Annotated in this window: 21 protein-coding genes; 10 read left to right on the forward strand and 11 right to left on the reverse strand. The window is 61.8% G+C overall.

The genetic code is table 11. The features are described from left to right. The first annotated feature begins 64 nt into the window (after positions 1 to 64). Both ACMDCR_RS21160 and ACMDCR_RS21165 read left to right on the forward strand, forming a co-directional pair. A complete protein-coding gene (locus ACMDCR_RS21160) occupies positions 65 to 976 on the forward strand; it encodes an NAD-dependent epimerase/dehydratase family protein (RefSeq protein ID WP_413988509.1) in 912 nt (303 codons plus the stop codon). A 93-nt stretch (positions 977 to 1,069) separates the two neighbouring features. Beyond that, complete coding sequence (locus ACMDCR_RS21165) at positions 1,070 to 1,978, forward strand: hypothetical protein (protein WP_413988510.1); 909 nt, start codon at positions 1,070 to 1,072, stop codon at positions 1,976 to 1,978. 158 nt (positions 1,979 to 2,136) lie between these two features. Here ACMDCR_RS21165 and ACMDCR_RS21170 read toward each other — a convergent pair whose 3' ends face one another. Together ACMDCR_RS21170 and ACMDCR_RS21175 are read right to left on the reverse strand one after the other, a co-directional pair. Then, positions 2,137 to 2,856, reverse strand: coding sequence for an HXXEE domain-containing protein (locus ACMDCR_RS21170; protein WP_413988511.1), 720 nt, complete (start codon positions 2,854 to 2,856; stop codon positions 2,137 to 2,139). Positions 2,857 to 3,442: 586 nt separating this feature from the next. Then, positions 3,443 to 4,453 carry a hypothetical protein gene (locus ACMDCR_RS21175; protein WP_413988512.1) on the reverse strand — a complete coding sequence of 337 codons (1,011 nt, stop codon included), beginning with the start codon at positions 4,451 to 4,453 and terminating at the stop codon, positions 3,443 to 3,445. A gap of 457 nt (positions 4,454 to 4,910) precedes the next feature. Between ACMDCR_RS21175 and ACMDCR_RS21180 the strand changes: the two genes are divergently transcribed. After that, positions 4,911 to 5,351 carry a hypothetical protein gene (locus ACMDCR_RS21180; protein ID WP_413988513.1) on the forward strand — a complete coding sequence of 147 codons (441 nt, stop codon included), beginning with the start codon at positions 4,911 to 4,913 and terminating at the stop codon, positions 5,349 to 5,351. Positions 5,352 to 5,596: 245 nt separating this feature from the next. Here the strand turns inward: ACMDCR_RS21180 and ACMDCR_RS21185 are convergent, their stop codons facing one another. Beyond that, positions 5,597 to 6,004, reverse strand: coding sequence for a GFA family protein (locus tag ACMDCR_RS21185; RefSeq protein WP_413988514.1), 408 nt, complete (start codon positions 6,002 to 6,004; stop codon positions 5,597 to 5,599). 160 nt (positions 6,005 to 6,164) lie between these two features. On the opposite strand from ACMDCR_RS21185, the gene ACMDCR_RS21190 reads away from it, so the two are divergent. The 3 genes from ACMDCR_RS21190 to ACMDCR_RS21200 all read left to right on the forward strand — a co-directional run bounded on the left by ACMDCR_RS21190 (position 6,165) and on the right by ACMDCR_RS21200 (position 8,767). Then, positions 6,165 to 7,307 (forward strand): DegT/DnrJ/EryC1/StrS family aminotransferase, encoded by a 1,143-nt coding sequence (locus ACMDCR_RS21190; protein WP_413988515.1) that lies wholly within the window; start codon positions 6,165 to 6,167, stop codon positions 7,305 to 7,307. Beyond that, entirely contained in the window at positions 7,307 to 8,002 is a 696-nt protein-coding gene (locus ACMDCR_RS21195) for an acetyltransferase (protein ID WP_413988516.1), read from the forward strand. The genes ACMDCR_RS21190 and ACMDCR_RS21195 overlap by 1 nt, the downstream gene beginning before the upstream one ends. Positions 8,003 to 8,224: 222 nt before the next feature. Next, positions 8,225 to 8,767 (forward strand): CatB-related O-acetyltransferase, encoded by a 543-nt coding sequence (locus ACMDCR_RS21200; RefSeq protein ID WP_413988517.1) that lies wholly within the window; start codon positions 8,225 to 8,227, stop codon positions 8,765 to 8,767. On the opposite strand, the gene ACMDCR_RS21205 is transcribed toward ACMDCR_RS21200, so the two are convergent. The 6 genes from ACMDCR_RS21205 to ACMDCR_RS21230 all read right to left on the reverse strand — a co-directional run bounded on the left by ACMDCR_RS21205 (position 8,736) and on the right by ACMDCR_RS21230 (position 15,807). Then, positions 8,736 to 9,617, reverse strand: a complete 882-nt coding sequence (locus tag ACMDCR_RS21205) for a glycosyltransferase family 2 protein (RefSeq protein WP_413988518.1) — start codon at positions 9,615 to 9,617, stop codon at positions 8,736 to 8,738. The two genes, ACMDCR_RS21200 and ACMDCR_RS21205, sit on opposite strands and share 32 nt — an antisense overlap. 173 nt (positions 9,618 to 9,790) lie before the next feature. Continuing rightward, entirely contained in the window at positions 9,791 to 10,843 is a 1,053-nt protein-coding gene (locus ACMDCR_RS21210; RefSeq protein WP_413988519.1) for an ABC transporter permease, read from the reverse strand. An 80-nt stretch (positions 10,844 to 10,923) separates the two neighbouring features. Continuing rightward, positions 10,924 to 12,453, reverse strand: coding sequence for a sugar ABC transporter ATP-binding protein (locus ACMDCR_RS21215; protein ID WP_413988520.1), 1,530 nt, complete (start codon positions 12,451 to 12,453; stop codon positions 10,924 to 10,926). A gap of 231 nt (positions 12,454 to 12,684) precedes the next feature. Next, the gene (locus tag ACMDCR_RS21220; protein ID WP_413988521.1) at positions 12,685 to 13,614 is read right to left on the reverse strand and encodes a sugar ABC transporter substrate-binding protein; all 930 of its coding nucleotides are present in this window, start codon (positions 13,612 to 13,614) and stop codon (positions 12,685 to 12,687) included. 77 nt (positions 13,615 to 13,691) lie between these two features. Next, entirely contained in the window at positions 13,692 to 14,522 is an 831-nt protein-coding gene (locus ACMDCR_RS21225; protein WP_413988522.1) for a TIM barrel protein, read from the reverse strand. Positions 14,523 to 14,784: 262 nt separating this feature from the next. Further along, a complete protein-coding gene (locus ACMDCR_RS21230) occupies positions 14,785 to 15,807 on the reverse strand; it encodes a LacI family DNA-binding transcriptional regulator (protein ID WP_413988523.1) in 1,023 nt (340 codons plus the stop codon). 156 nt (positions 15,808 to 15,963) lie between these two features. On the opposite strand from ACMDCR_RS21230, the gene ACMDCR_RS21235 reads away from it, so the two are divergent. Genes ACMDCR_RS21235 through aac(6') form a run of 4 tightly spaced genes read left to right on the forward strand, consistent with a single transcriptional unit; the run spans position 15,964 to position 19,117 of the window. Next, on the forward strand, positions 15,964 to 17,079 hold the full coding sequence (locus tag ACMDCR_RS21235; protein WP_413988524.1) for a fatty acid desaturase family protein: 1,116 nt from the start codon (positions 15,964 to 15,966) through the stop codon (positions 17,077 to 17,079). A gap of 31 nt (positions 17,080 to 17,110) precedes the next feature. Then, positions 17,111 to 17,428, forward strand: coding sequence for a MocE family 2Fe-2S type ferredoxin (locus ACMDCR_RS21240; protein ID WP_284312438.1), 318 nt, complete (start codon positions 17,111 to 17,113; stop codon positions 17,426 to 17,428). Beyond that, positions 17,425 to 18,669 carry an NAD(P)/FAD-dependent oxidoreductase gene (locus ACMDCR_RS21245; RefSeq protein WP_413988525.1) on the forward strand — a complete coding sequence of 415 codons (1,245 nt, stop codon included), beginning with the start codon at positions 17,425 to 17,427 and terminating at the stop codon, positions 18,667 to 18,669. Before ACMDCR_RS21240 ends, ACMDCR_RS21245 begins: the two co-directional genes overlap by 4 nt. 4 nt (positions 18,670 to 18,673) lie before the next feature. Then, entirely contained in the window at positions 18,674 to 19,117 is a 444-nt protein-coding gene (aac(6'), locus tag ACMDCR_RS21250) for an aminoglycoside 6'-N-acetyltransferase (RefSeq protein WP_413988526.1), read from the forward strand. Between the two features lie 41 nt (positions 19,118 to 19,158). Here the strand turns inward: aac(6') and ACMDCR_RS21255 are convergent, their stop codons facing one another. Next, the gene (locus ACMDCR_RS21255; protein WP_413993688.1) at positions 19,159 to 20,199 is read right to left on the reverse strand and encodes a Gfo/Idh/MocA family protein; all 1,041 of its coding nucleotides are present in this window, start codon (positions 20,197 to 20,199) and stop codon (positions 19,159 to 19,161) included. 132 nt (positions 20,200 to 20,331) lie between these two features. Further along, complete coding sequence (locus tag ACMDCR_RS21260) at positions 20,332 to 21,117, reverse strand: ThuA domain-containing protein (protein ID WP_413988527.1); 786 nt, start codon at positions 21,115 to 21,117, stop codon at positions 20,332 to 20,334. Between the last annotated feature and the right edge of the window lie 68 nt (positions 21,118 to 21,185).

The following is a 21,185-nucleotide window of genomic DNA, read 5'->3' on the forward strand; positions in this document are numbered from 1 at the left end:
AACTCCAATCCATAACCTGACAACACGCCCTAGAGCGGCGGCAGTACAAGAAGACAGTTCCAACATGCGAATTCTCGTCACGGGCGGTACCGGATTTGTCGGTCGATGGGCGGTAGCCGCTCTGAAGGAGGCCGGCCACGAAGTCGTTGTTTGCGTCCGGCGCGAGAGCGTCATTCCAGGCTGCCGCGTGATCGAGGCAGACCTCCTCGACGACCGGGCTGCCGGACGGGTGATGGGCTGGTCTCGCCCAGAGATCGTGTTGCATCTGGGCTGGTATGTCGAGCACGGCAAATTCTGGAATGCGCAGGAAAACCTTGATTGGGTGGCCGCGACAATGCGTCTTGCCACCGCGGCAAAAACCGCGGATGTGCGAAGGTTTGTATGTGCCGGCACCTGCATGGAATATAACCTCGAAGGCGAACAGGGGCCCCTTCCCGAGACTGCCGCCACCAAGCCGAGCAACCTCTATGGGGTGGCCAAGGACGCGACCCGCCAGATTCTCGGAGGCTATTTCGGGCCTCACGAGATCGAGTTTGCCTGGGCGCGCCTGTTCTTCATCTTCGGCCCGAACGAGCAGTCTGACAGGCTTGTTTCTTCCATCGCGATCAGCCTTCTTTCCGGCCGGCCGGCCTTGATGACCTCCGGCGCGCAGGTACGGGACTTCTGCTCAGTTCAGGATGCCGGCGAGGCGCTGGCGGCGCTTGCCGTCTCCAACGTAACCGGTCCGGTGAACATCGGCTCCGGCCAGGGCATCCGGATAGCAGAGCTTGCCGAGGAAATACGCAACGCGGTTGGGACCGGAGAACTTCGCTTCGGCGCATTGCCCGATCGAACCAATGAGCCCCGGACCATCCTCGCGAATATCGACAGGCTGCGGTCCGAGGTAGGCTACAAGCCAAAGCGCGAAATGCGCGAGCGTGTCATCGAAACCGTGCAGTGGTGGAGAGACCGGGTCAATAGCCGCACACCGATCTGAGCCTCGGAGCCAAAGCGGTCAGTACCCTGGCTCATGTTTCTGCTTTCGGTATCCAAGACAAGAAAGCCAACTCTATTTGTAAGCAAGGCGGCCATGTCGCGTGTGACAGTTGTATACCTCTGGCGAAAGGTAAACGACCCCAGATTTGCCCACGCGTTTTTCCGAAGCATCAGCCGATTTGCAGCCGGTGAAGACTTCGATTTCGTGTTTGCGGTAAAAGGATATGGTGCCGGGGAATTGCCCCCTTTTGCCGCGAAGATCGGCCAGGTGCCGGCATCCTCGACCAAGGTGATGCATTTCGCGGATGAGCAGACACCCCTCACGGTATTCCGGGCCGTCTCGAAGGTATGCGGCACCGAGTTCATCGTGAGCTTCAACTCCTGGAGCCGCATCCTGGCGCCGAACTGGCTGAGAAGCTATCTGGCAGCCTTCGAAACCGTGCCTGACTGTGGCTTTGTCGGCGCCAGCGGCGGTTACGAGACGGTGTGGGATCAGCCGTTCCCCAATATCGGGATACGGTCCAACGCATTCATGATCCGAACCGAACTGTTCAACTCGCTCGACCCGGGAAACCTGGCAACGATTGCCGACGACCACCTGCTGGAAGCCGGCCCGAACAGTATGACCAAGCAGATCATGGTTCGCGGACTCCAGCCGATTATCGCTGATCGATTCGGCAATGCGTGGCAGGCCAAGGATTGGCCGCGCAGCCGCACCTTTCGCCTCGCAGAACAGGAAGGCCTTCTCATTGCGGATAATCGCACCAACCAGTACGCCTGCGGCAGTCAACGCAAGCGCGGCCGCCTCGTTGCTCGCTGCTGGGGTCCCGACGCCAAGGCCAAGCCCGGCTCCATGGTCCGCAAGTTCCTGGTATGGCTGTGGTGGAACTACCCTCGCGGCCCCATCGACATGATCCCGGATACCATGGCAAAGGTCGGCGAGATCCTTGCCAAACTGACCGGGCGTGCGCCCAAACCCCGATCCACCGTCTTCCCGAACTAAGGCAAAATGCGTTCGAGTAGGAGCGGATTTCGAAATTAACCTCCTGGAATCAAAAGTATTTTTCGATTCTTGATGATTCGGTCTGCCAGTAAAACGCGCTAACCGGAAGTTGACCTTCTCCTCGAAAGCGGACCCTCTGCTTCGCGCCTCCATTCAGGTCATTTGGATTGCAAGCGGTCTCGGGCAACAGCATTCGTTCGACAGAAGCCGAGCACGAGCAACATCGGAATTACCGGATTGACGATCTGGATCACCACAAGCGCGTGTAGACCGATCCGGCCGACAAGATATGCCTTGAGGGAGAGCATCAGCACGGCATGGATCAGAACGCCGCCAGCGATGGTTGCGACCACCGCCCGCACCCCGAGCCCCGGTTGCCGCGGCGCGACCCAGAAAGTCCACAATGAGAGCGGCAGAAACAGCAGAACCGCTGTGACAAGACCAGGATTGTAGCTGCCACTTACCAGAGCCGGTCCGAGATGAACCGCCGCGTTGACAGCAGGCACGCCGAAATAGCTGAGGGCGATCGCCGGTCGGTGACGCCCGAGCAGAGCCGAGATCGGACCAGCCAGCCACACCACTGGAATGTTCACAGCAGTGATGAAGGTCTCCGGAATTGGACAGGCGTTCGCGTCGGGAAAGCCGAACGTGGCGCATAGTGAGCCGCGAAAGGCATAGGGCGTGCCGCGCGCATCGATGCCGTGCTCCTCGAACTGGTGAACGAGGTAGGCGGCAGTGGCCGCCCAGGCGAGCCAGACCATGTCCCTGGTGCGTGGTTTCTTGGAGTCTCCACGCAAATCACCAAACAGCAAACAAGCAAGTACCAGCGCGGCGAAGCCGAGACCGAGCCATGGCCAAAGGTGTGAGAACGAAGACATTTCAAAACCTTAGTGGGTGTCCAACGTACCTTTGAGCCTGTATCGCCTTGGCAGTCTAAGGGAACCGTGGTTTGCCTCGGTTCCCGGCGGTCTTGGGATGGGCAGCCAGCGCCGTGCAATAGCGCACTTCGCAGTGGTGTCACGCCAGCCTTATATGTTGTAGTTACAACATGGGGGATTCGATGTCGGACAACTTAGACGGTACCTACGCCATGGTAGCTACCTCGTTAACGGGCTGCTTGGCTGGCGTGTGCGTGATTTGCCGCGGGCAATTGGAGGGTGACGATTTCGAGGGAGGTCGCTACAGGGGCGATGTGTGCATTCGGGACGAAGTGATTGAGCTCAACCTCACCTTGGAGGGTCCGGTAGTCTCATCGAGAATGTACGACGAAAAAACCCGTCATTTGCTTCGGCTCAGGGAAACAATTTCGGCAAGAGAATGGAATGGCGGCGGCACGATCCTCCTCAGGAACTCTGGCACATGGCTCATAATGCGTCGGATCTCCGGTGCAGCGAGCAGTGCTCACAGCCAGCAGGTCAGCCGTTACGCCGCCTAGCGCAAAATGCATTCGAGCAGGAGCGGATTTCAGCGAGCACCGCCAAGGCCGCCCGGCGCGGTCTTGACGAAGGGTGGTTTGGTCGAGCTCTCCGTCAGGCATTCGAAGGCGAAGCCTGCGTAACTGTCGGCATTGAGGAGACGCTCCGCAGCGCCGAGAGGTACGATGAACGTGTCGTTGAACCAGCCGCGTCCATTGTCCTCGATCGACTCGCCGTCACGACGACCGGTGAAATGCGATAGCTCGTGCATGATGATAAAGGCGCCGAAGTCCGGGCTGACTGAAGGCGCGAAGAAACCAAAGCCGAGGCGAATGTGTCTCGCCGGATTGTCCTCCCCGTTAATCAGCGGCGGCTCGAAAACACCCTCTGGCGTCGTGAGAGCGATCTTGGCGTTGTTCGGATCGACATCGAAGGCCTCGATTGCGCCAAACATGCCAAAAAGATCGGGCCTGTCGATTACGAACCCCATTTCGCTGAACGTCTCGAAAAGCGTAACGCGAGCGGCGCTCTGCCCGGCCGGGTCGAGCCTATTCAGAAGAAAATGCCGGTTGAGCCTGTCTTCGGCGAGTGGAGCGGCACCCGGCCCGCCCGTAATAACGGCTGTGATGTTGCGCACGGCTGCCGAGAGCGCCGCTCTGGCGCGAGGCAAGACCAGAGCCAGCTTCGCATTGAGATCAAATTTAGACTCAGGCGTCACGATCTGGTTGAGGCGAAGGATGGTTTTCTTGCCGGGCTCCACGACGCCATCCGGATTGCCCATTTCCTTTACCTGCAGACGCTGGAAGTTGATGATCGCGGCCACGGTCTTTGGACCCACTATGCCGTCGACAACCAGAAACGGTATCGGCCCTCCCGGCAATCCGTTGACGGTGACCTGATTGAGCGCCTCCTGAATGATCCTGACGTCGTCGGGAAGATTGCGTGCCAGCGGACCCTGACCAACCGGCTTGGTAATCGATATGGCTCCGTCGAAATCGGCAGGCAATTCCGACATCGGAATGCAGCTGCCGACCGCCGGCATCATCAGAAATCGGGCCATGGCTTGCACTCCGAAGAAATCTCTTCTGGAGGTTAGAGCGGCTCAAGCCCGAGTACAAATATTTAGGCGGGCGGTTTGATTTCCATTCTAACTGCCAATGGCGCAGTTTCGCAGGTGTGGCTCTTGCGCCGCTGGCGCCAATTGATCATGTTCGATATCTGACATTCATCGGCGCGCGCGCCATCTCCCACCGCTCAAGAACAAAATGACGCACTTCGCGGACGTGACGGTGCAGCCCTAGATGTTCAGTCCGAGATTCTGATGGTGGATCGTCGATCCGGAGCCGACCCACAAGGTGATCTCGTTCCTTACCAAGTCAGTACCTCAGCGCTCCCAAAGCTAGATTTAAGCCGCGCGCCTGGAACTAATGACCGGCGAGACTGTTCAGGTGTGACTTTGACATGACGCCGACACGCCCTGCTGGCTGGGTGAGCGGCGATCTTAAGAGACTTGCATCATGAATATTTCGTCGAGACTCCGTTCGATCTCAGTTCTGGCTATTGCCACAGCAGGCCTCGGCTTTGCCGGCTCCGCGCATGCCGACAGCGGTACGATCCGCTTCTCCGTTTACAAGGCTGCCTTCTTTGTGGGTGGCTCAGGAGGCGATGGCACGCTGATCTTCCATGGTCGCCGTTATCCTGTCTCCATCGGCGGCATTTCGGGGGGACTCGCCTTCGGGGCCTCTAAGACCTATTTCCAGGGCAGGGTGAGCCACATTCGCCGCGCCAGCGATGTGACGGGCGTCTACGGTGCCGCGGGCGGCGGCGGCGCGCTCATCAAAGGAGCCCAGGTGATCCTCATGACCAATGACAAGGGCGCCCAACTCGAACTCACAGGCAAGCAGGTAGGCCTACAAGTCAACGTCGATGTCACCGGTCTTGCGATCACGGTGAAGTAACGGCGATCGCCTGTTTTCTAGGACCGTGCTTCCGGGCCGCGCTGGGTGCCATCGCCTTGCAACCGAATTTTGGTAACGCTCTCCAAGACAGCCAACGAGCGGCCCGGTCAGCTCTGATATTCCGCACTTTGTCTCTTCGGCGGAGCGGCAACGATCAAAAGCGTTCGGCGGCATTCGAGATGGAAAGCGATCGCAAAACGACGCAGGCCCGCTAAAGTTGGTGATATAGGCGATGCTCTGAGAGTTCAAATTCCGGCATGACGCTCGATCGTCTCGGCAAGGTCAATCCAATACGGGCGGTTGTCCCACCAATGAACATGATCAGGCGCAGGAAAGGACGGATCGGCGAATGTACCGCCCGCGATGACGACAGTGCCGGGAAAATATGTTCCGGATTTCGAGAATCCGCCCCCACCGCAGATCGGGCAAAACGCTTTCATCACATCGGGTGTGGTTTCGCCTTGCGGAAACCATACGGAATAGTCTCCAGAGATGATCCGGACATTTTCCTCACGGAACCACACGTTGTGTGCAAGTGCGCTGCCGGATGCACGCTGACAGCGCGTGCAAGTGCATGCGTGGTTGTGCAAGGGATCGCCATCGACCTCGAGGCAAAGGGCGCCGCAGATACATTTGGCATGAAAGATGGGCATTTGGGCTTATTCCATGTTGACCACCGGTTATCGATGTTACCGTGCCGGAATCCACAAGATTCATCAAAATCTCCGTGCAGAGACACTGGCATCGCGCGGCTGGCATCCGCCGGGTAGTCGCGATATGAGTGACCACCCCATTGAAGGCATTTGAGTCACCGTGATCATTGCGCCTGAACGTATCCCTGTCGCTGGCCCCTCCATCACAGATCGCGAGCCGGAGCTCGCCGCCGAGGCCGCGCGCACGGCGTGGTATGCCAACCACTATGCCTACAACGCCCGCTTCGAGAAAATGATGGCCGAGTATGTCGGCATTCGGTATGCCGTCGGCGTCCCACATGCGACGGCCGCCCTGCACGTTATCTTCGCGGCCCTCGGCATCGGCCCGGGCGACGAGGTCATCGTGCCGGACGTGACCTGGATCGCCTCGGTCGCGCCGATAGTCTATGTCGGAGCCGAACCGGTCCTCGTCGATATCCTGCCCGATACCTGGTGCATCGATCCGGCAGCGGTCGAGGCGGCCATCGGACCGAAGACCAGGGCGATCCTCGGCGTCGACCTCTACGGCTCCATGTGCGACTGGGATGCCCTGCAGGCTATTGCGGACAAGCACGGCCTTCATCTCATCGAGGATGCGGCCGAAGCCCTCGGCTCGAGCTATCATGGCCGTCGCGCCGGCTCCTTCGGCCGCGCTGCCGCCTTCAGCTTCCACGGGTCGAAGACGGTCGCTACCGGCGAAGGCGGCATGTTCGTCACCGACGACGCAGATCTGGCCAAGCGCATGCTCTTCCTGCGCGATCACGGCCGCAATCCGGGCGACCGCTACTTCCTCAATCACGAAGTTGCCTTCAAATATCGCATGAACGCGGTGACGGCCGCCCTGGGTATCGCCCAGATGGAGCGCATCGACGAGCTGATCGCGCACAAGAGGGGTATCTTCCGCTGGTATCAGGAACGGCTGGGCAATTGGAACGGCATTACCCTCAATGCCGAGCCTCCCGGCGTGGTCAATTCCTACTGGATGGTGACCGCGGTTTTCGATCCGGCGCTGGGCTACAACAAATTCGAGCTGATGTCGGCTTTCGACAAGCGCAACATCGATACGAGGCCTTTCTTCTCGCCCCTGTCTTCCCTGCCGGCCTTCGATGACCGCCCCAATGCCAAGCGGTTGGTTAGGCCGGATGACCGGGGGCAAGCCATCGCCAAACATTCCATCAACCTGCCTTCCGGCTACAATATGACCGAGGAGAGGGTCGACATCGTATGCCGGGCCATGTGCGAGATCCTGTCAGAACCGCGGTGATGACCGATCCAAGCCGCCCTTTGGTGCTCTGGGGAGGCACTGGCCATGCCAGGGTGTTGCGCGAACTCGCGCAAACTCTGGGGACGAGCGTTGCTGTCGTTGTCGATAATCGCAGCATGCCGGCTCCGTTTCCCGGCGTCTCCATCGTACAGGGGCTGGACGGCTTGAGAGCGTGGCTCGCCCAGCAACCCAATGCGCCGGAGGCCTATGATTTTGCCATTGCGGTGGGTGGGGGCTACGGCCGCGATCGCCTCATGCTCGCCTCCCGACTGAAGGATCTCGGCCTAGCGCCGCGCACGCTCGTCCACCCGGCCGCAAACGTGGCCGTCGACGCCAGTCTGCAGGAGGGCAGCCAGGTCCTGATGGGAAGCGCGATATCGGCCTGCGCGACCATAGGTCGATTCACGATCATCAATACCAGGGCAAGTGTCGATCACGACTGCCGAATCGGAGATGGTGTGCATGTCGCCCCCGGAGCCACGCTGTGCGGGCAAATCCAGGTAGGCGATGGCGCCTTTGTCGCGGCGGGCGCAACCATACTGCCGAGGCTGCGTGTTGGGGCCGATGCGATTGTCGGAGCAGGCGCTATCGTCACCCGGGACGTACCGGCTGGAGTAACGGTTATGGGCTGCCCTGCGCGGGTCGTCACGAAGGACATCTCACCCTCTCCCCAAGGCACTCCCCATCTCTCGTGATATGCCTGAAACAATCGTTGTAATCGCAGGAAGGCTGGCACCGATTTGTCCCAGGAAACCAACCCCGAAAGCTCCCGCCAGGTCCTTCTGGATTACCCACCGGATAATATCATACTGCGCTCGGGCTTCGACCGCTGGCTCAGCCAGGCAAGGCTGCCGCGCCCCTTGCTTCAGTCAATACGCAAATACTCCCGAAGCAAATACGCCGCCCGTGACGATCTTATGCGTGCGACTGTCGAGAAACGCTTTGGCATCCCTGTTGGCAAGTACAGTTATGGTTATAAGCAGTTCTGCTACAAGAATTCGCCTGTGGTAGAGATCGGGGGGTTCTGCTCCTTCGGCCCCAATATTGGGGTCTCGATGGGCAATCATCCCCTCCACCTCGTCTCGACCAGCCCCGTCTTCTACCTCGACAAATGGGGCATCGTGACCCGCACGCGCGATGAAGTCCGGCCCGTGGATGGCCCAATCCGCATTGGCCATGATGTCTGGATCGGCCTTGATGTGACACTGCTCACCGGCGTCACCATCGGACACGGCGCGGTCATCGCTGCCGGCGCCGTGGTGACGAAGGACGTGCCACCCTATGCCGTGGTCGGGGGAGTGCCGGCCAAGCTGCTCCGCTACCGCTTCGACGAGCCGACAATCGAACGCCTGCTGGCGAGCAAATGGTGGACCTGGCCGGACGATCGGCTCCGGACCGAAGCCGAGGCCTTCCTCAATCCTGCCAGTTTCAATTCTGCGCCGACGGAACCGGCCGCTTGAAATAGCCGGCCAGCTCGCGTTTCAACAAACGGCGCGCCGTGTAGACGCGCTTGCCGGCGTAGGGCCAGATGGCTGCGTTCAGGATGAAACGGGTCGCCGCACCAAAATCGCGCTCGGCCAGGAAATCCTGGCAGGATCTAATGAAGACGGCCCGCATCTTCTTCACATGCTCAAGAGGAGGCTTCTCCCCCTTCTTGGGCGTATATTCCTTTACGACAATACGCTGGATGAAACGGGTCTCTGGCACCGCCGCCACCGCACGGTCGAGCAGTAGAGGGTAGAGCGTCAAATGATCGGAAGCCCAGGCAAAGGGGAATTCGGTCCAGACGCGGTGAACCAGCGTGCGCAGGGTTGCGGTGTCCCACAGGCCGTAATACCAGCCGGCGTGGGAACGGAACATCAATTGCACGATTTCGATGGCCGGCAGCGATCGCGGCGGCAATCGAGGCACGAGGATATCAGTCTTGCGCCCGGCGCGACGGACATGCTCGATCGTTCCGGTCGCCAGCTTCGCCCCTGGATTTCGCTTCAGGCCGGCAAGCAGCTTCTCGATATAATCAGGCGAGGAGAGATCGTCATGGGCGCGCCACATGAAATAGGGAGAGGTCGCCTCGTCAAGCGGATCGATGAAGTTCTTGATGGCGCCAACATTCTCCGGACGCCTGACATAGCGTATGCGCGGATCCCTGGCAGCAAACCCTTCGATGATCTGCTGTGTTCCATCCGTGGAGGCATTGTCGAAGATCAGAATCTCGATGTCCCGGAAGGTCTGGTTGACGAGGCAGTCCAGGCTCTCGGCTATGAGATCCGCGCCGTTGTAAACCGGCACTCCAACAGTCACCTCAGCCATTGTCACTCCACCTGAACCGACGGGCGCGACCATTCTTTCGGCACGCCAGCGCCTCTCCTGTCATGGGTCTTACTTACCTATAGCGGCGGTCCATTGATAGCCGATGCCCCAACAAAAAGCGGCCCATTCACCGGGAATGGGCCGCGTCAGTCTCGGTCGGAATGGCTCGAGCCTTACACCTTCCGGCGCTTGTTCCGGCGATACTGGTCGATCACGACGGCCGTTACGATGATGGCGCCGAGCACGATCTGCTGCGGGGCAGCCTGGACGCCGACGAAGGTGAAGCCGGATTGCACCACGCTGAGAATGAGGAGGCCGATCACTGTCGAGGTGATACGTCCCACGCCTCCGGAGAGCGAGGTGCCGCCGATCACCACCGCGGCGATGGCCTGCAGCTCATAGCCGAGGCCCGCGCCCGCTTGGCCGGAGCCGGCACGTGCGATCTGTACCACACCGGCAAGGCCGGAGAGCAGGCCGGCGATGCCATAGACCTTCACCAAGTGCCTTTTAACGTCGATGCCGGAGACGCGCGCCGCCTGCATGTTCGAACCAATGGCGTAGGTGAACTTGCCATAGCGCGTGTAGCACATCGCGATGTGGAAGATCAGCGCGACCACCAGGAAGATCACTGTGGGCACGTCCACCGAGAAGCCGAACAGTTCCACCGGCGAGCCGAGCACGCGGAAGGAGGGCGTGAAGGTCGAGACCGGCTGGCCGTTCGTGTACCAGGTGGCGAAGCCACGAGCCGAGACCATCATGCCGAGCGTAGCGATGAAGGGCGGCACGCTGGCATAGGCAATCAGGGCGCCATTGATGGCGCCGGCAATCAGGCCGGTCGCCAGGCCCGCGAGCACGGGTATGATGAAGGGCAGGTCCGTCAGATGGGGATAGACCACCGAGCGCGCGGTGCTTACCTGCGCCAGCGAGGCGGCGATCATTGCCGTGGCGCCGACGACTGAGCCCGAGGAGAGATCGACGCCGCTGGTGATGATGGTCTGGGCTACGCCCACGGCGATGATGCCGATCACCGCCACCTGCAGGAAGATGATGCTGAGGCGGCCGGAATTGAAGAAGAAGCTCTGGCCCTTCAACGGCCAGCCGATGGCTTCGAACACCGCAATGATGGCGGCGAGTACGACCAGAATGCTCAGTTCCTGCGGGAGCCGTCGATGCGGCTTGACGCTCGATATCTGCGGCGACTTGCCGGTTGCCTCATTCGCAGACATTGGATCCTCCAGTTCTTCTCTTTGAGCGCCCTCCGGGACGCGTTGTCGGGGTTCTTTCCAATTCCAAAACGCGTTTTGCTCTAGCGCGCGGCCAGTTCCATGATGCGCACCTGGTCGGCCTCGGCCCTGTCGAGGATGCCGGTGGCGTGGCCAGCATGCATGACCAGGATGCGGTCGCTCATGCCCAGCACCTCGGGCAGTTCGGACGAGATCATGATCACCGCCACGCCCTCGCCCGCGAGGTTGCTGATCAAGCGGTGGATCTCCGCCTTGGCGCCGACATCGATGCCGCGCGTCGGCTCATCGAGGATGAGGATGCGCGGCTTGGTGAGAAGCCAGCGGCCGATGAGCACCTTCTGCTGGTTGCCGCCCGACAGGTTCTCGATACGCTCATGCATGTTGGGCGTCTTCACGCGCAGCGCCGTGCTCATCTGGGAACAGGCGGGCCCGACCTCACCTGACGACACGAAACCGGCCTTGACGTAGCGCTGCGTCAGCACAGCCATCTGCATGTTCTCGAGGATGTCGAGAATGAGGAAACAGCCGGTGTCCTTGCGGTCTTCGGTGAGAAAAGCCATGCCATGTCGCATGGCCACCGATGGCGCGGCGATGTTGACCTTCTTGCCGTCGATCTCAATGCTGCCGCTGGAGGCGGGGGTCACGCCGAACAGGGTCTCGGCCACATTGGAGCGCCCTGCCCCGACCAGCCCGGCGAAACCAAGGATCTCGCCGGCCCGCAAGTCGAAGGAGATGTCGTGGAACACGCCCTTGAGGGTCAGATTCTTGACCGAGAGCACGACGTCGCCGATCGGCACCGTCTCCTTGGGAAACATCTGCGTGATCTCGCGGCCTACCATGCGGCGGATGATCTCGTCGCGGGTGAGGTTCTGGGCGAGGTCCGTGCCGATATATTTGCCGTCGCGGAAAATCGACACTTCGTCAGCAATCTGGAAGAGTTCGTTCATCTTGTGTGTGATGTAGACGATGCCCTTCCCTTGGGCCTTGAGGTCGCGAATGATCTCGAAGAGGTGGGAAACCTCGGTCTCCGTGAGGGCCGATGTGGGCTCATCCATGATCAGCACGTCGGAATCATAGGAAACCGCCTTGGCGATCTCGACCATCTGGCGGTTGGCGACGCTGAGCGAGCCGACCTGTACTGTCGGATCGATCTTGATCTTGAGCTGTCCGAAGAGCTCAGCCGTGCGGCGGTTGAGTTCGCGATGGTCGACGAAACCGAGGCGGGTCAGGGGTTCGCGGCGGATCCAGACATTCTCGGCCACCGTCATGTACTGCATCAGGTTGAGCTCCTGATGAATCATGGCCACGCCATGCTGGAGGGCGTCGAGCGGGCCGGCGAAATGCACCTCCTGGCCGCGCAGTTTCATGACCCCGCCATCCGGCTGATAAATGCCCGCGATGATCTTCATCAAAGTGGACTTGCCGGCGCCATTCTCCCCCATCAGCGCGTGCACGGTGCCCGGCCGCAACTTGAACGAGACGTTGTCGAGAGCGAGCACGCCCGGAAAGCCCTTGCGGACGCCCTCCACTTCAATGAGATAGTCAGAGCTCCCAATGCCGCGGCTCGGCGCGGCCGAATGCGCAACAGCCATCCTTGTTCTCCCTGTGCCAGCGCGCAATCCATTCAGCGAGCTTGATTGCGCTCTTAAGCCCTTGTTTCGTCGCACTTTCCTGACGCGAAACGCGACCCGTTCCGCCCGAAAATGCGCCGGCCGCTACGGCATGCTCCATCGGTTCGGATTCACATCCAAACGTATGCAACAGGCGGAGAGAAAATCATGAACTCCTCCGGCGATGGCCGGAGGAGCCATGGCGCAGTTCAATCAGTTCTTCTTGATGTACTTGTCGGCATTGGCCGGAGTCACGAGCTCGAAGGGCACCCAGACCATCGGATCACCGATCTTCTCGCCCTTGGCGAGCTTCAGCGCGGTATCGACGGCGCCCTGTCCCTGGCCGGCAGCGTTCTGGAACACAGTGACCTGCAGATCGCCGTCCTTCATCGCTCCGAGGCCATCCTGGGTGGCATCGACGCCGCCAACGAGGGTCTTGCCGCCGGCAATTCCTGCCTGCTTGAGGGCCTGGATGGCGCCGATGGCCATTTCGTCATTGTTGGAGACCACAGCGGCCGGCTTGATGCCGGAGGTCAGCCAGTTGGTCATCAGGTCGATCGCCTGGGTGCGATCCCAGTTGGCGGTCTGCTTCTGCAGGATCTTGATACCGGTGCAAGGCTCCTTGGAAATGACGTCTTCGACATCCTGCGTGCGCTGGCGGGCGGCCTGGTTGGACAATTCGCCCATGATGACGACGATGTCACCCTTGCCGCCGAGAAGCTTGCAGATTTCCTTGGTCTCGAGCGTGCCGGAATCGACCTCGTTCGAGCCCACGAAGGCCACCTTCGCAGGCAGCTTTTCTTCGGAGGGCATGCGGTTGACATAGACCAGCGGAATGCCGGCATCTGTGGCGAGCTTCGTCATCTGGGGCGTCGCGTCGGTGTCGACGGGGTTGACGATGATTGCGTCGACCTTCTGGGCAATGAAGTTCTGGATCTGGCTGAGCTGCTTGTTGACGTCGTTCTGTCCGTCCTCGATCTGCAGGTTCACACCGGGCTTGGTCTTGGCATAGTCGGTCATGCCGTTGCGCAGCACGGTGAGGAAGTTGTCGTCGAATTTGGCCATGCTGACGCCGATATTCTCGGCATAGGCCGTGCCGCACAACAAGGTGGATGCGGCAAGAGCGATAAGAGTCCGTTTCATCGTCGTTCCTCCTGGATGTCCGGATGCACCCGTCATTTTCCGGATAATCCCCGTTTAGCGGGGAATTCGCTTGATTGTCAGGACACTACACCAGCCGTAATGAAAGCCATACTGGCGGTGAGAGCCTCGCGGATCTGTGATGCATCGAGCTTTTGCACGCTCTCGGCGAAAGGCTCGAAGGAGAGCGGGCCGGCATAGCCGGTGACGCGCAAGGCCCTGATCTGGACGAGATTACCGAGGCGGTCCGCGCCGTCGACCAGCACGCGATGGCTGTCGCGCATGTCGCCTACGGCAACCGCGGAATCATCGACCCCGGAAATGTGAACGAGCCCGGTCCGCTCAGGAAATATCGCCCCTTCGCCCGCCAGATGATGATGGAAAGTGTCGTGCACCAGCTTGAAAGTATCGGCACCATCGACCGTGTCGATGCCGGCGACGGCTTCGGACTTGCGGCGCAGCGAGCAGATCTCGAAGCCCAGGGGCTCGACGAGGCCAATCAGCCCTCTCTGCGCCAGGATGGGCTTGAGAGCGGTGAGTGCGGTGACGAGATTGGGCAGGCGCTCGCCATCGCCTCGGCCTTCGCCGTCATTGCGGGGCACCAGCACGAGGGCCCTGGCACCGGAGGCGGCCGCATAGTCGGCGAGTTCGATCGCCTCGCGCTCACGCTCCGGCGACCAGGCATTGAAGCGCTGCAGGGCATTGATGGAAATGATTTCGATGCCGGCCTTGCCGGCCGCCTCCGCCACATCATTAGCCGGGGTGCCATCGATAATGGCATTTCCGGCAAGATCGTTGCGGATCTCGACACGCGCAATGCCAAGAGCTTTGGCGAGCGCTAACAGCTCGGCAAGACGCAAATTCGGCGCCGCCATGTGATTGAGTGCGAAGAGCTGCGCTCCGCCTGCCATAGATCTCTCCCTGGTGCGCCACGGCGCACTCGCTTCCAAAACCCGGCCGGCGGAACCGCCTCGCCTTCCTGTCGGGCTCAATCGAAAATAGAATGATTGAACCTTTTTTATTCTGAATTGGAATTATTATTCCATTTTTAGGAGAGGCCTGTCAAGAGCCGTTTTGTCGCGCGGGCACACGCGCGGCACTTTTTTGGATTGTTCCGGAAAGGCGGCATTTCGCCTTCAATACCTTCCGTTCATCTCACAAGCGTCTGAATCTTCAGATATTTTCTGGGAGATAGAGAGTGAAGGGCAGAAAGCTCTGGCTGGGAACGTCAGCGCCGCCCGTCAGGCAGGCGAGTGCCATCACGCGGATCAACTCGGCGGGCAGTTGGGCCAGCGGCGTGCCGATGACATAGGTGATGACCTCTTCTGTCAGCGCTAGGCGCGAGTCGGCGGTGAGTTCGGGACAGATGGCGATAAGGCCCTTCCTTCCCTCCTCCCGCAGCGCTGCGATCACGCCCTCCATCCCACCACCGGCGACATAGAGCCCGGCGAGATCGGGATAGCGGCGCAGCAGGCCGAACGTCGTCTCATAAGCGATGCTCGGCTCCTCCAAGTTGACGCGGCTGTCGAGCACCTCGAAATCCGGGGCATTCTCACGGAAATAGCTGCGCAGGCCCATCTCGCGCAGCTCATGGCCATGAAAGCGATGGCTGCCGACCATGATGCCGACCTTGCCCGGCTGACGCGCCATGCGGGCGATCAGCCAGCCGGCGGTGCGGCCGGCCTTGAGGTTGTCGATCCCGACATAGCCTGCGCGCTGGTCGGTGGCGAAATCGGACAATAGCGCGAAGACCGGCACGCCGCGCTCCTTCAAGTCCGCCACCGCCACCGCGATCAGGGGATGGTCCACCGAAACGACTGCAAGCGCCTGGCACCGCTCCCCCAGCCCGCGCATGCGTTCGGCGAGATGGGCGGGCGAGGTATCGCCGACATGCTCGATGATAGCAGTGATGCGATAGTCGCGCGCCACCGCGGCAGTCTCGGTGATCAACTGCGCGAGCTGGCGATAGAAGCGGGATCCCTTCAGCAGCAGGAAGCCAAGCCGCAGCAGCGGCACATCCCGATCCAGGCGCTGCGCGATCAGCCCGGCCGCGTGATAGCCGAGCGCGCTAGCTGCTTCCGCCACCCTCTTGGCCGTCTCCGGCTTGACCGGCAGGCGGGCATTGAGCACGCGGTCGACCGTGGCGGGGCTGACGCCGGCTTCGCGGGCAACATCCTGGATGGTCGGTCGCGGCATATGGCTCTGATGGTTTTACATCATGATGACATTTGATTTGATGTGTTTTGATAGATACTGTCAACAGCTGCTTGAGCGCTGCCCCGCCGCGTCATAGCATTCCCTCCTAAGAACGGCGCGCCTGACAACAGCGGCGCCCGCGGAGGATGTCTTGCGATGATACCCACCCAGCGCGACTACAGTCTCATCGGACGTGATTCCATGGCCGCGGTCGAAAGCGGGCTCGCCGCCGCCGAATGGTATCGCTGCGATATTCCGCGAAAGCGCCTGAAGGAGCTCATGCAGCGCGAGGATGGCCCGGCCATCCGCGACACCGCCCTGTGGTTCGCGGGCCTGGGGGGTTGCGCCCTCGCCGGCAGCCTGCTCTGGGGTACCTGGTGGTGCCTGCCGTTCTTCGTGCTTTACGGCATTCTCTACGGCACGGCGTCCGACTCGCGCTGGCATGAATGCGGTCACGGTACCGCCTTCCGTACGCGCTGGATGAACGATGTCGTCTACGGCATCGCCTGCTTCATGATCATGCGCGAGCCGACGATCTGGCGCTGGAGCCATACGCGTCACCACACCGATACGATCATCGTCGGCCGCGACCCCGAGATCGCCGCCATGCGCCCACCGGCCATGCTGCGTCTCCTCTCCAATATATTCGCTATCGCCTCGACCTGGGCGGCGGTCAAGGCCGTGTTCCGCCACGCCGCCGGCCGCCTCAGCGAGGAAGAAAAGACTTTCGTGCCTGAAATGGAATGGCCCAAGGTCTTCATGACCGCCCGCATCTGGCTCGCCATTCACACCGTCGTCATCGCCCTGGCGCTCGTCCTGCATTCCTGGCTGCCGGTGATGTTCGTGGGGCCCCTGCCCACCATGTATGGCGGTTGGCTCATGCTCTATTTCGGCCTGACGCAGCATGCCGGCCTCGCCGAGAACGTGCTCGACCATCGGCTGAACTCGCGCACTGTCTACATGAACCCGTTCTTCCGCTTCGTGTACTGGAACATGAACTACCATGTGGAACACCACATGTTCCCGATGGTGCCCTATCACGCCCTGCCCGAGCTGCATCGGGCGATGCAGGCCGATACGCCCCGTCCCTATGCCAGCACCATCGAGGCCTATCGCGAGATCATTCCCGCCCTCTTCCGCCAGATGAAGGATCCGGAATTCTTCGTGCGCCGCACCCTGCCAGCCAGCGCCCGGCCTTATCGCCCCGACCTGCATGGCGAGGTGGTGACTGTGGATGACCCGCGCGCCCGCTTCGCTGGCCAACATCCGTGATACAACACCCACAATACTTTGGGAGGACCTGATGACCACCAGCTGGATCGATGCCTGCGAGGCTGACGATATCGACCAGGAAGACGTGATGCGTTTCGATCATGCCGGACGCACCTATGCGCTCTACCGCAGCCCGGATGACGAATATTTCGCGACCGACGGCCTGTGCACCCATGAGCAGGTGCATCTTTCCGATGGGCTGGTGATGGACGACATCATCGAATGCCCCAAGCATAATGGCCGCTTCAACTACAAGACCGGGCAGGCCCGGGGTGCGCCCGTGTGCATCAACCTCAAGACCTACCCGGTCCGGGTTGAGGGCGGCAAAGTCCAGATCCAGCTGGGATGAGCGCCATGCACCCCGGGATGGTTATTGTCGGGGCCGGCGAGGCCGGCGCCCGCGCCGCCTTCGCCCTGCGCGAGCAAGGCTGGACGGGACTGGTCACGCTGATCGGCGAGGAGATCCACGCGCCCTATGAGCGTCCGCCTCTGTCGAAAGCGGCGCTCGTCGACGACGAACATCCGACGCCGCGCTACATCGCCGGCGAGGAGCGCTTTGCCACCGAGGGCATCACCCATATCGCCGATCGCGCCGTCACCACGATCGATCGCTCCATGCGCCATGTCGGCCTCAACGATGGCAGCACGATCGCCTACCACAGGCTGTTGCTCGCCACCGGCGCGACCCCGCGCAGGTTGCCCATTCCCGGGGCGGATCATGCGGGCTGCGTGACGCTGCGCCGCTTCGAGGACGCGCTGCATCTGCGCGAGCGTTTTCGTCCCGGCGCTCGCATCGCCATCATCGGTGGCGGCTTCATCGGCCTGGAACTGGCTGCCAGCGCCCGCCAGAAGGGGGCCGAGGTCACCATCATCGAAGCCCTGCCCCGCCTGCTGAGCCGCGGCGTTCCCGCCGAGATCGCCGGAGTCGTGCAGGAGCGCCACCGCGCCGCCGGCGTCACCATCCTGTGCGGCGACGGCATCGCCGCCATCGAGGATCATGGCGCCGGCCCGGCCGTCCGCCTCGCCAGTGGCAGGCGGATCGAGGCGGATCTGGCCGTGCTCGGCGTCGGCGCCGTGCCCAATACAGGCCTCGCCCAATCGGCTGGGCTTGCCGTCGACAACGGCATTGCCGTGGACGACCGGCTGCGCACGAGCGATGAGACCATCCATGCTGCCGGCGATTGCTGCTCCTTTCCCCTGCCGATCTATGGCGGACGGCGCGTGCGCCTGGAATCCTGGCGCAACGCACAGGAACAGGGCGCGCATGCCGCCAAGGCGATGCTCGGGAGCAGCGAGGCCTTCGATGCGGTGCCCTGGTTCTGGTCCGACCAGTATGAGCTGTCGCTGCAGGTGGCCGGGCTGGTCGACGAAGGGCGCCAGACTGTCCGGCGCGATGGCGCCGATGGTTCCTTCATCCTCTTCCATCTCGATGACGATGCACGCCTCGTCGCGGCCAGCGGTATCGGACCGGGCAACGCCATTGCCAGGGACATCCGCCTCGCCGAGATGCTGATCGCCCGCCGCGCCCGGCCCGACGCCGCAGTGCTCTCCGATCCGCAGACACGGCTCAAATCGCTCCTGGCGGCCTAGCGCCATGCGGATCGAGGCCTGCACGCCTGCCGATATCGACGACTGGGCGCGGATGCGTGCCGCGCTCTGGCCGGAGGAAGATGCCGAGCGCCTTCACCGTGACTGCGACGCCCTGCTGTCCCGCTGCGAGGACAGGGTTGCCTTCATCGCCCGGGAGGAGGCCCTGCCCCTCGGCTTCGCCGAAGCGAGCCTGCGGCGCGATTACGTCAATGGCTGCGAAACCAGCCCCGTCGGCTTCCTGGAAGGCATCTATGTCGAGCCGGGCTGGCGGCGCTGCGGCGTGGCGCGAGGTCTCGTCGAGGCGGTAAAGCGCTGGACGCTGGCGCAGGGCTGCAGCGAACTCGCGTCCGACGCCTTTCTCGACAACCAGGCAAGCCACGCGATGCACAGCGCGCTCGGCTTCGAGGAAACCGAGCGCGTCGTCTATTTCAGGCAGGTTCTGAGGTGATGAAGGAGTGAGTGCGTATCACTTTATACCCCTCCTCCGCCTCACGCGATCGCCGGCGCCGCGCTGGTATCGGGATCGTAGCAGCGATCGATGACCCGCTGCAGATTGGCGGCGTGGCGGAAGCTCGGCTCAGCGTTCTCGCCGAGCTGGATGGCGGTGATGAAGCGCTGGTAATTGGTGCGCACCGGGTCGGCATGGAGGTCACGCCAGGCCTGGTTGTGGATGTCCTCGCCGGCACAGATGCGCAGGCTGGTATAGGGCCCGTGATTGATTTCGATGGCGCCACTGGTGCCGAAGACGCTGAGCTTCAGCGTATTGGCGTAGCCCGTCATGAAGCGGCTGGTATGGATCACGCCGAGTGCACCGTTCTCGAAGCGCACCGACATCACCGCGCTGTCATTGGCGTTGAGCGGATATTCGCCGATCTTGTCGCCCGGCGCCTTGTGGAAGGTGGCGAGCTGGGCCTGCAGCGCCACTGGCGTCATGCTGACCGCATAGCTGGCGAAATCAAGGATGTGGACGCCGACATCGCCCAGAACGCCCTTGGAGCCATGGTCCTCCGACAAACGCCACAGCCAGCGCGGCTCGGTGGCCCAGTCTCCCCAGTGGTTGCCCACCAGCCAGCTCTGCCGGTAGGAGGCCTCGACATGCCTGATATCGCCGATGTCGCCGCGGGCGATCATGGTGTGCGCCGTCTGCAGCGCCGGCACGTCGCGATAGGACAGGTTCACCATGGCGATCAGCCCCGCCGCCTCAGCGGCGGTGGCCATCTCGTCAGCCAGCGGATAGGTCTCGGCCAGCGGCTTCTCGCAGAAGACATGCTTGCCGGCGAGGATCAGCTTCATGGTCGTCGGGTGGTGGAACTTGTCCGGCGTCACGTTGGCGACGGCATCGAAGGCGCCCCAGGCGATGGCCTCGTCGAGATCGCCGAAGGAATGGGGGATGCCATGTTCCTCGCTGAAGGCGCGGGCGCGGGTGGCGTCGATATCGACGCCGGCCACCACCTCTGCTTCGGGAGAAGCCTGGAAGTGGCGGGCGTGGTTGGCGGCCATATTGCCGGTGCCGAGCACCAGGATACGGATCTTAGGCATGGGGATAATCCTGGGAGCGCGGACGTCCTCGTCGGCTCTTCCGTTTTCTCTAAGCGTGTCGTTTCCAGGAGCGGATCGTCCGACACTCACTTGAGTGTCGTAGGGACGTCCACGCTCCCGGCTTTACCTGTAGCCCTCTTCGCCGTCCTCATGCAGGCGCGGCCCTTTCACTTCCAGCGGCACCGGCGCCTTGTCATGCGGCGTGTTGGGCGCCTGGTTGACGCGCTTCCAGGCCGAAGCGGGGTTGTAGGCCCACTTCACCGCATTGCCGAGGATCTTGCGTACCGTGTCGTTGTGATAGGTCGGATAGGCCTCGTGCCCCGGGCGGAAATAGAAAATCTTGCCGGCGCCGCGCTGATAGGTCAGGCCTGAACGGAAGACTTCGCCACCCTCGAACCAGGAGATGAACAGCGTCTCCATCGGCTCGGGCACCGTGAAGGGCTCGCCATACATCTCTTCATGCTCGATCTCGAAATGCTCGGGCAGGCCCTCTGCGATGGGATGGTTCTTGTTGAGCACCCAGATGCGCTCCACCTCCCCGGCCTCGCGCCAGGAAAGCGCGCAGGGCGTGCCCATCAGCCACTTGAAGATCTTCGAGAAATGGCCGGAGTGCAGCACGATCAGCCCCATGCCTTCCCACACACGTTCCTGCACGCGCCTGACGATCTCGTCCTTCACCTCGCCATGGGCCTTGTGGCCCCACCACAGCAGCACGTCGGTATCCCTGAGTTTCTCCGCCGTCAGCCCGTGCTCGGGTTCGTCCAGGGTCGCGGTCTCGACAGAGATACCGCCGGCGTCCTTCAGCGCCTGGGCAATCTCGCCATGAATCCCGATGGGATAGAGCTTGCGGACGAGGGCATTGGTCTGCTCATGCCGGTTCTCGTTCCAGACCAGGGCACGGATCGTCATCTCGGATTTCCTCTACAATATGCGAATGGCCAAAGCGCTTCGGCGCGCCGACCCTTGCCCCAAGAACG

Source organism: Labrys okinawensis, assembly GCF_047345005.1.
Lineage (GTDB): Bacteria > Pseudomonadota > Alphaproteobacteria > Rhizobiales > Labraceae > Labrys > Labrys okinawensis.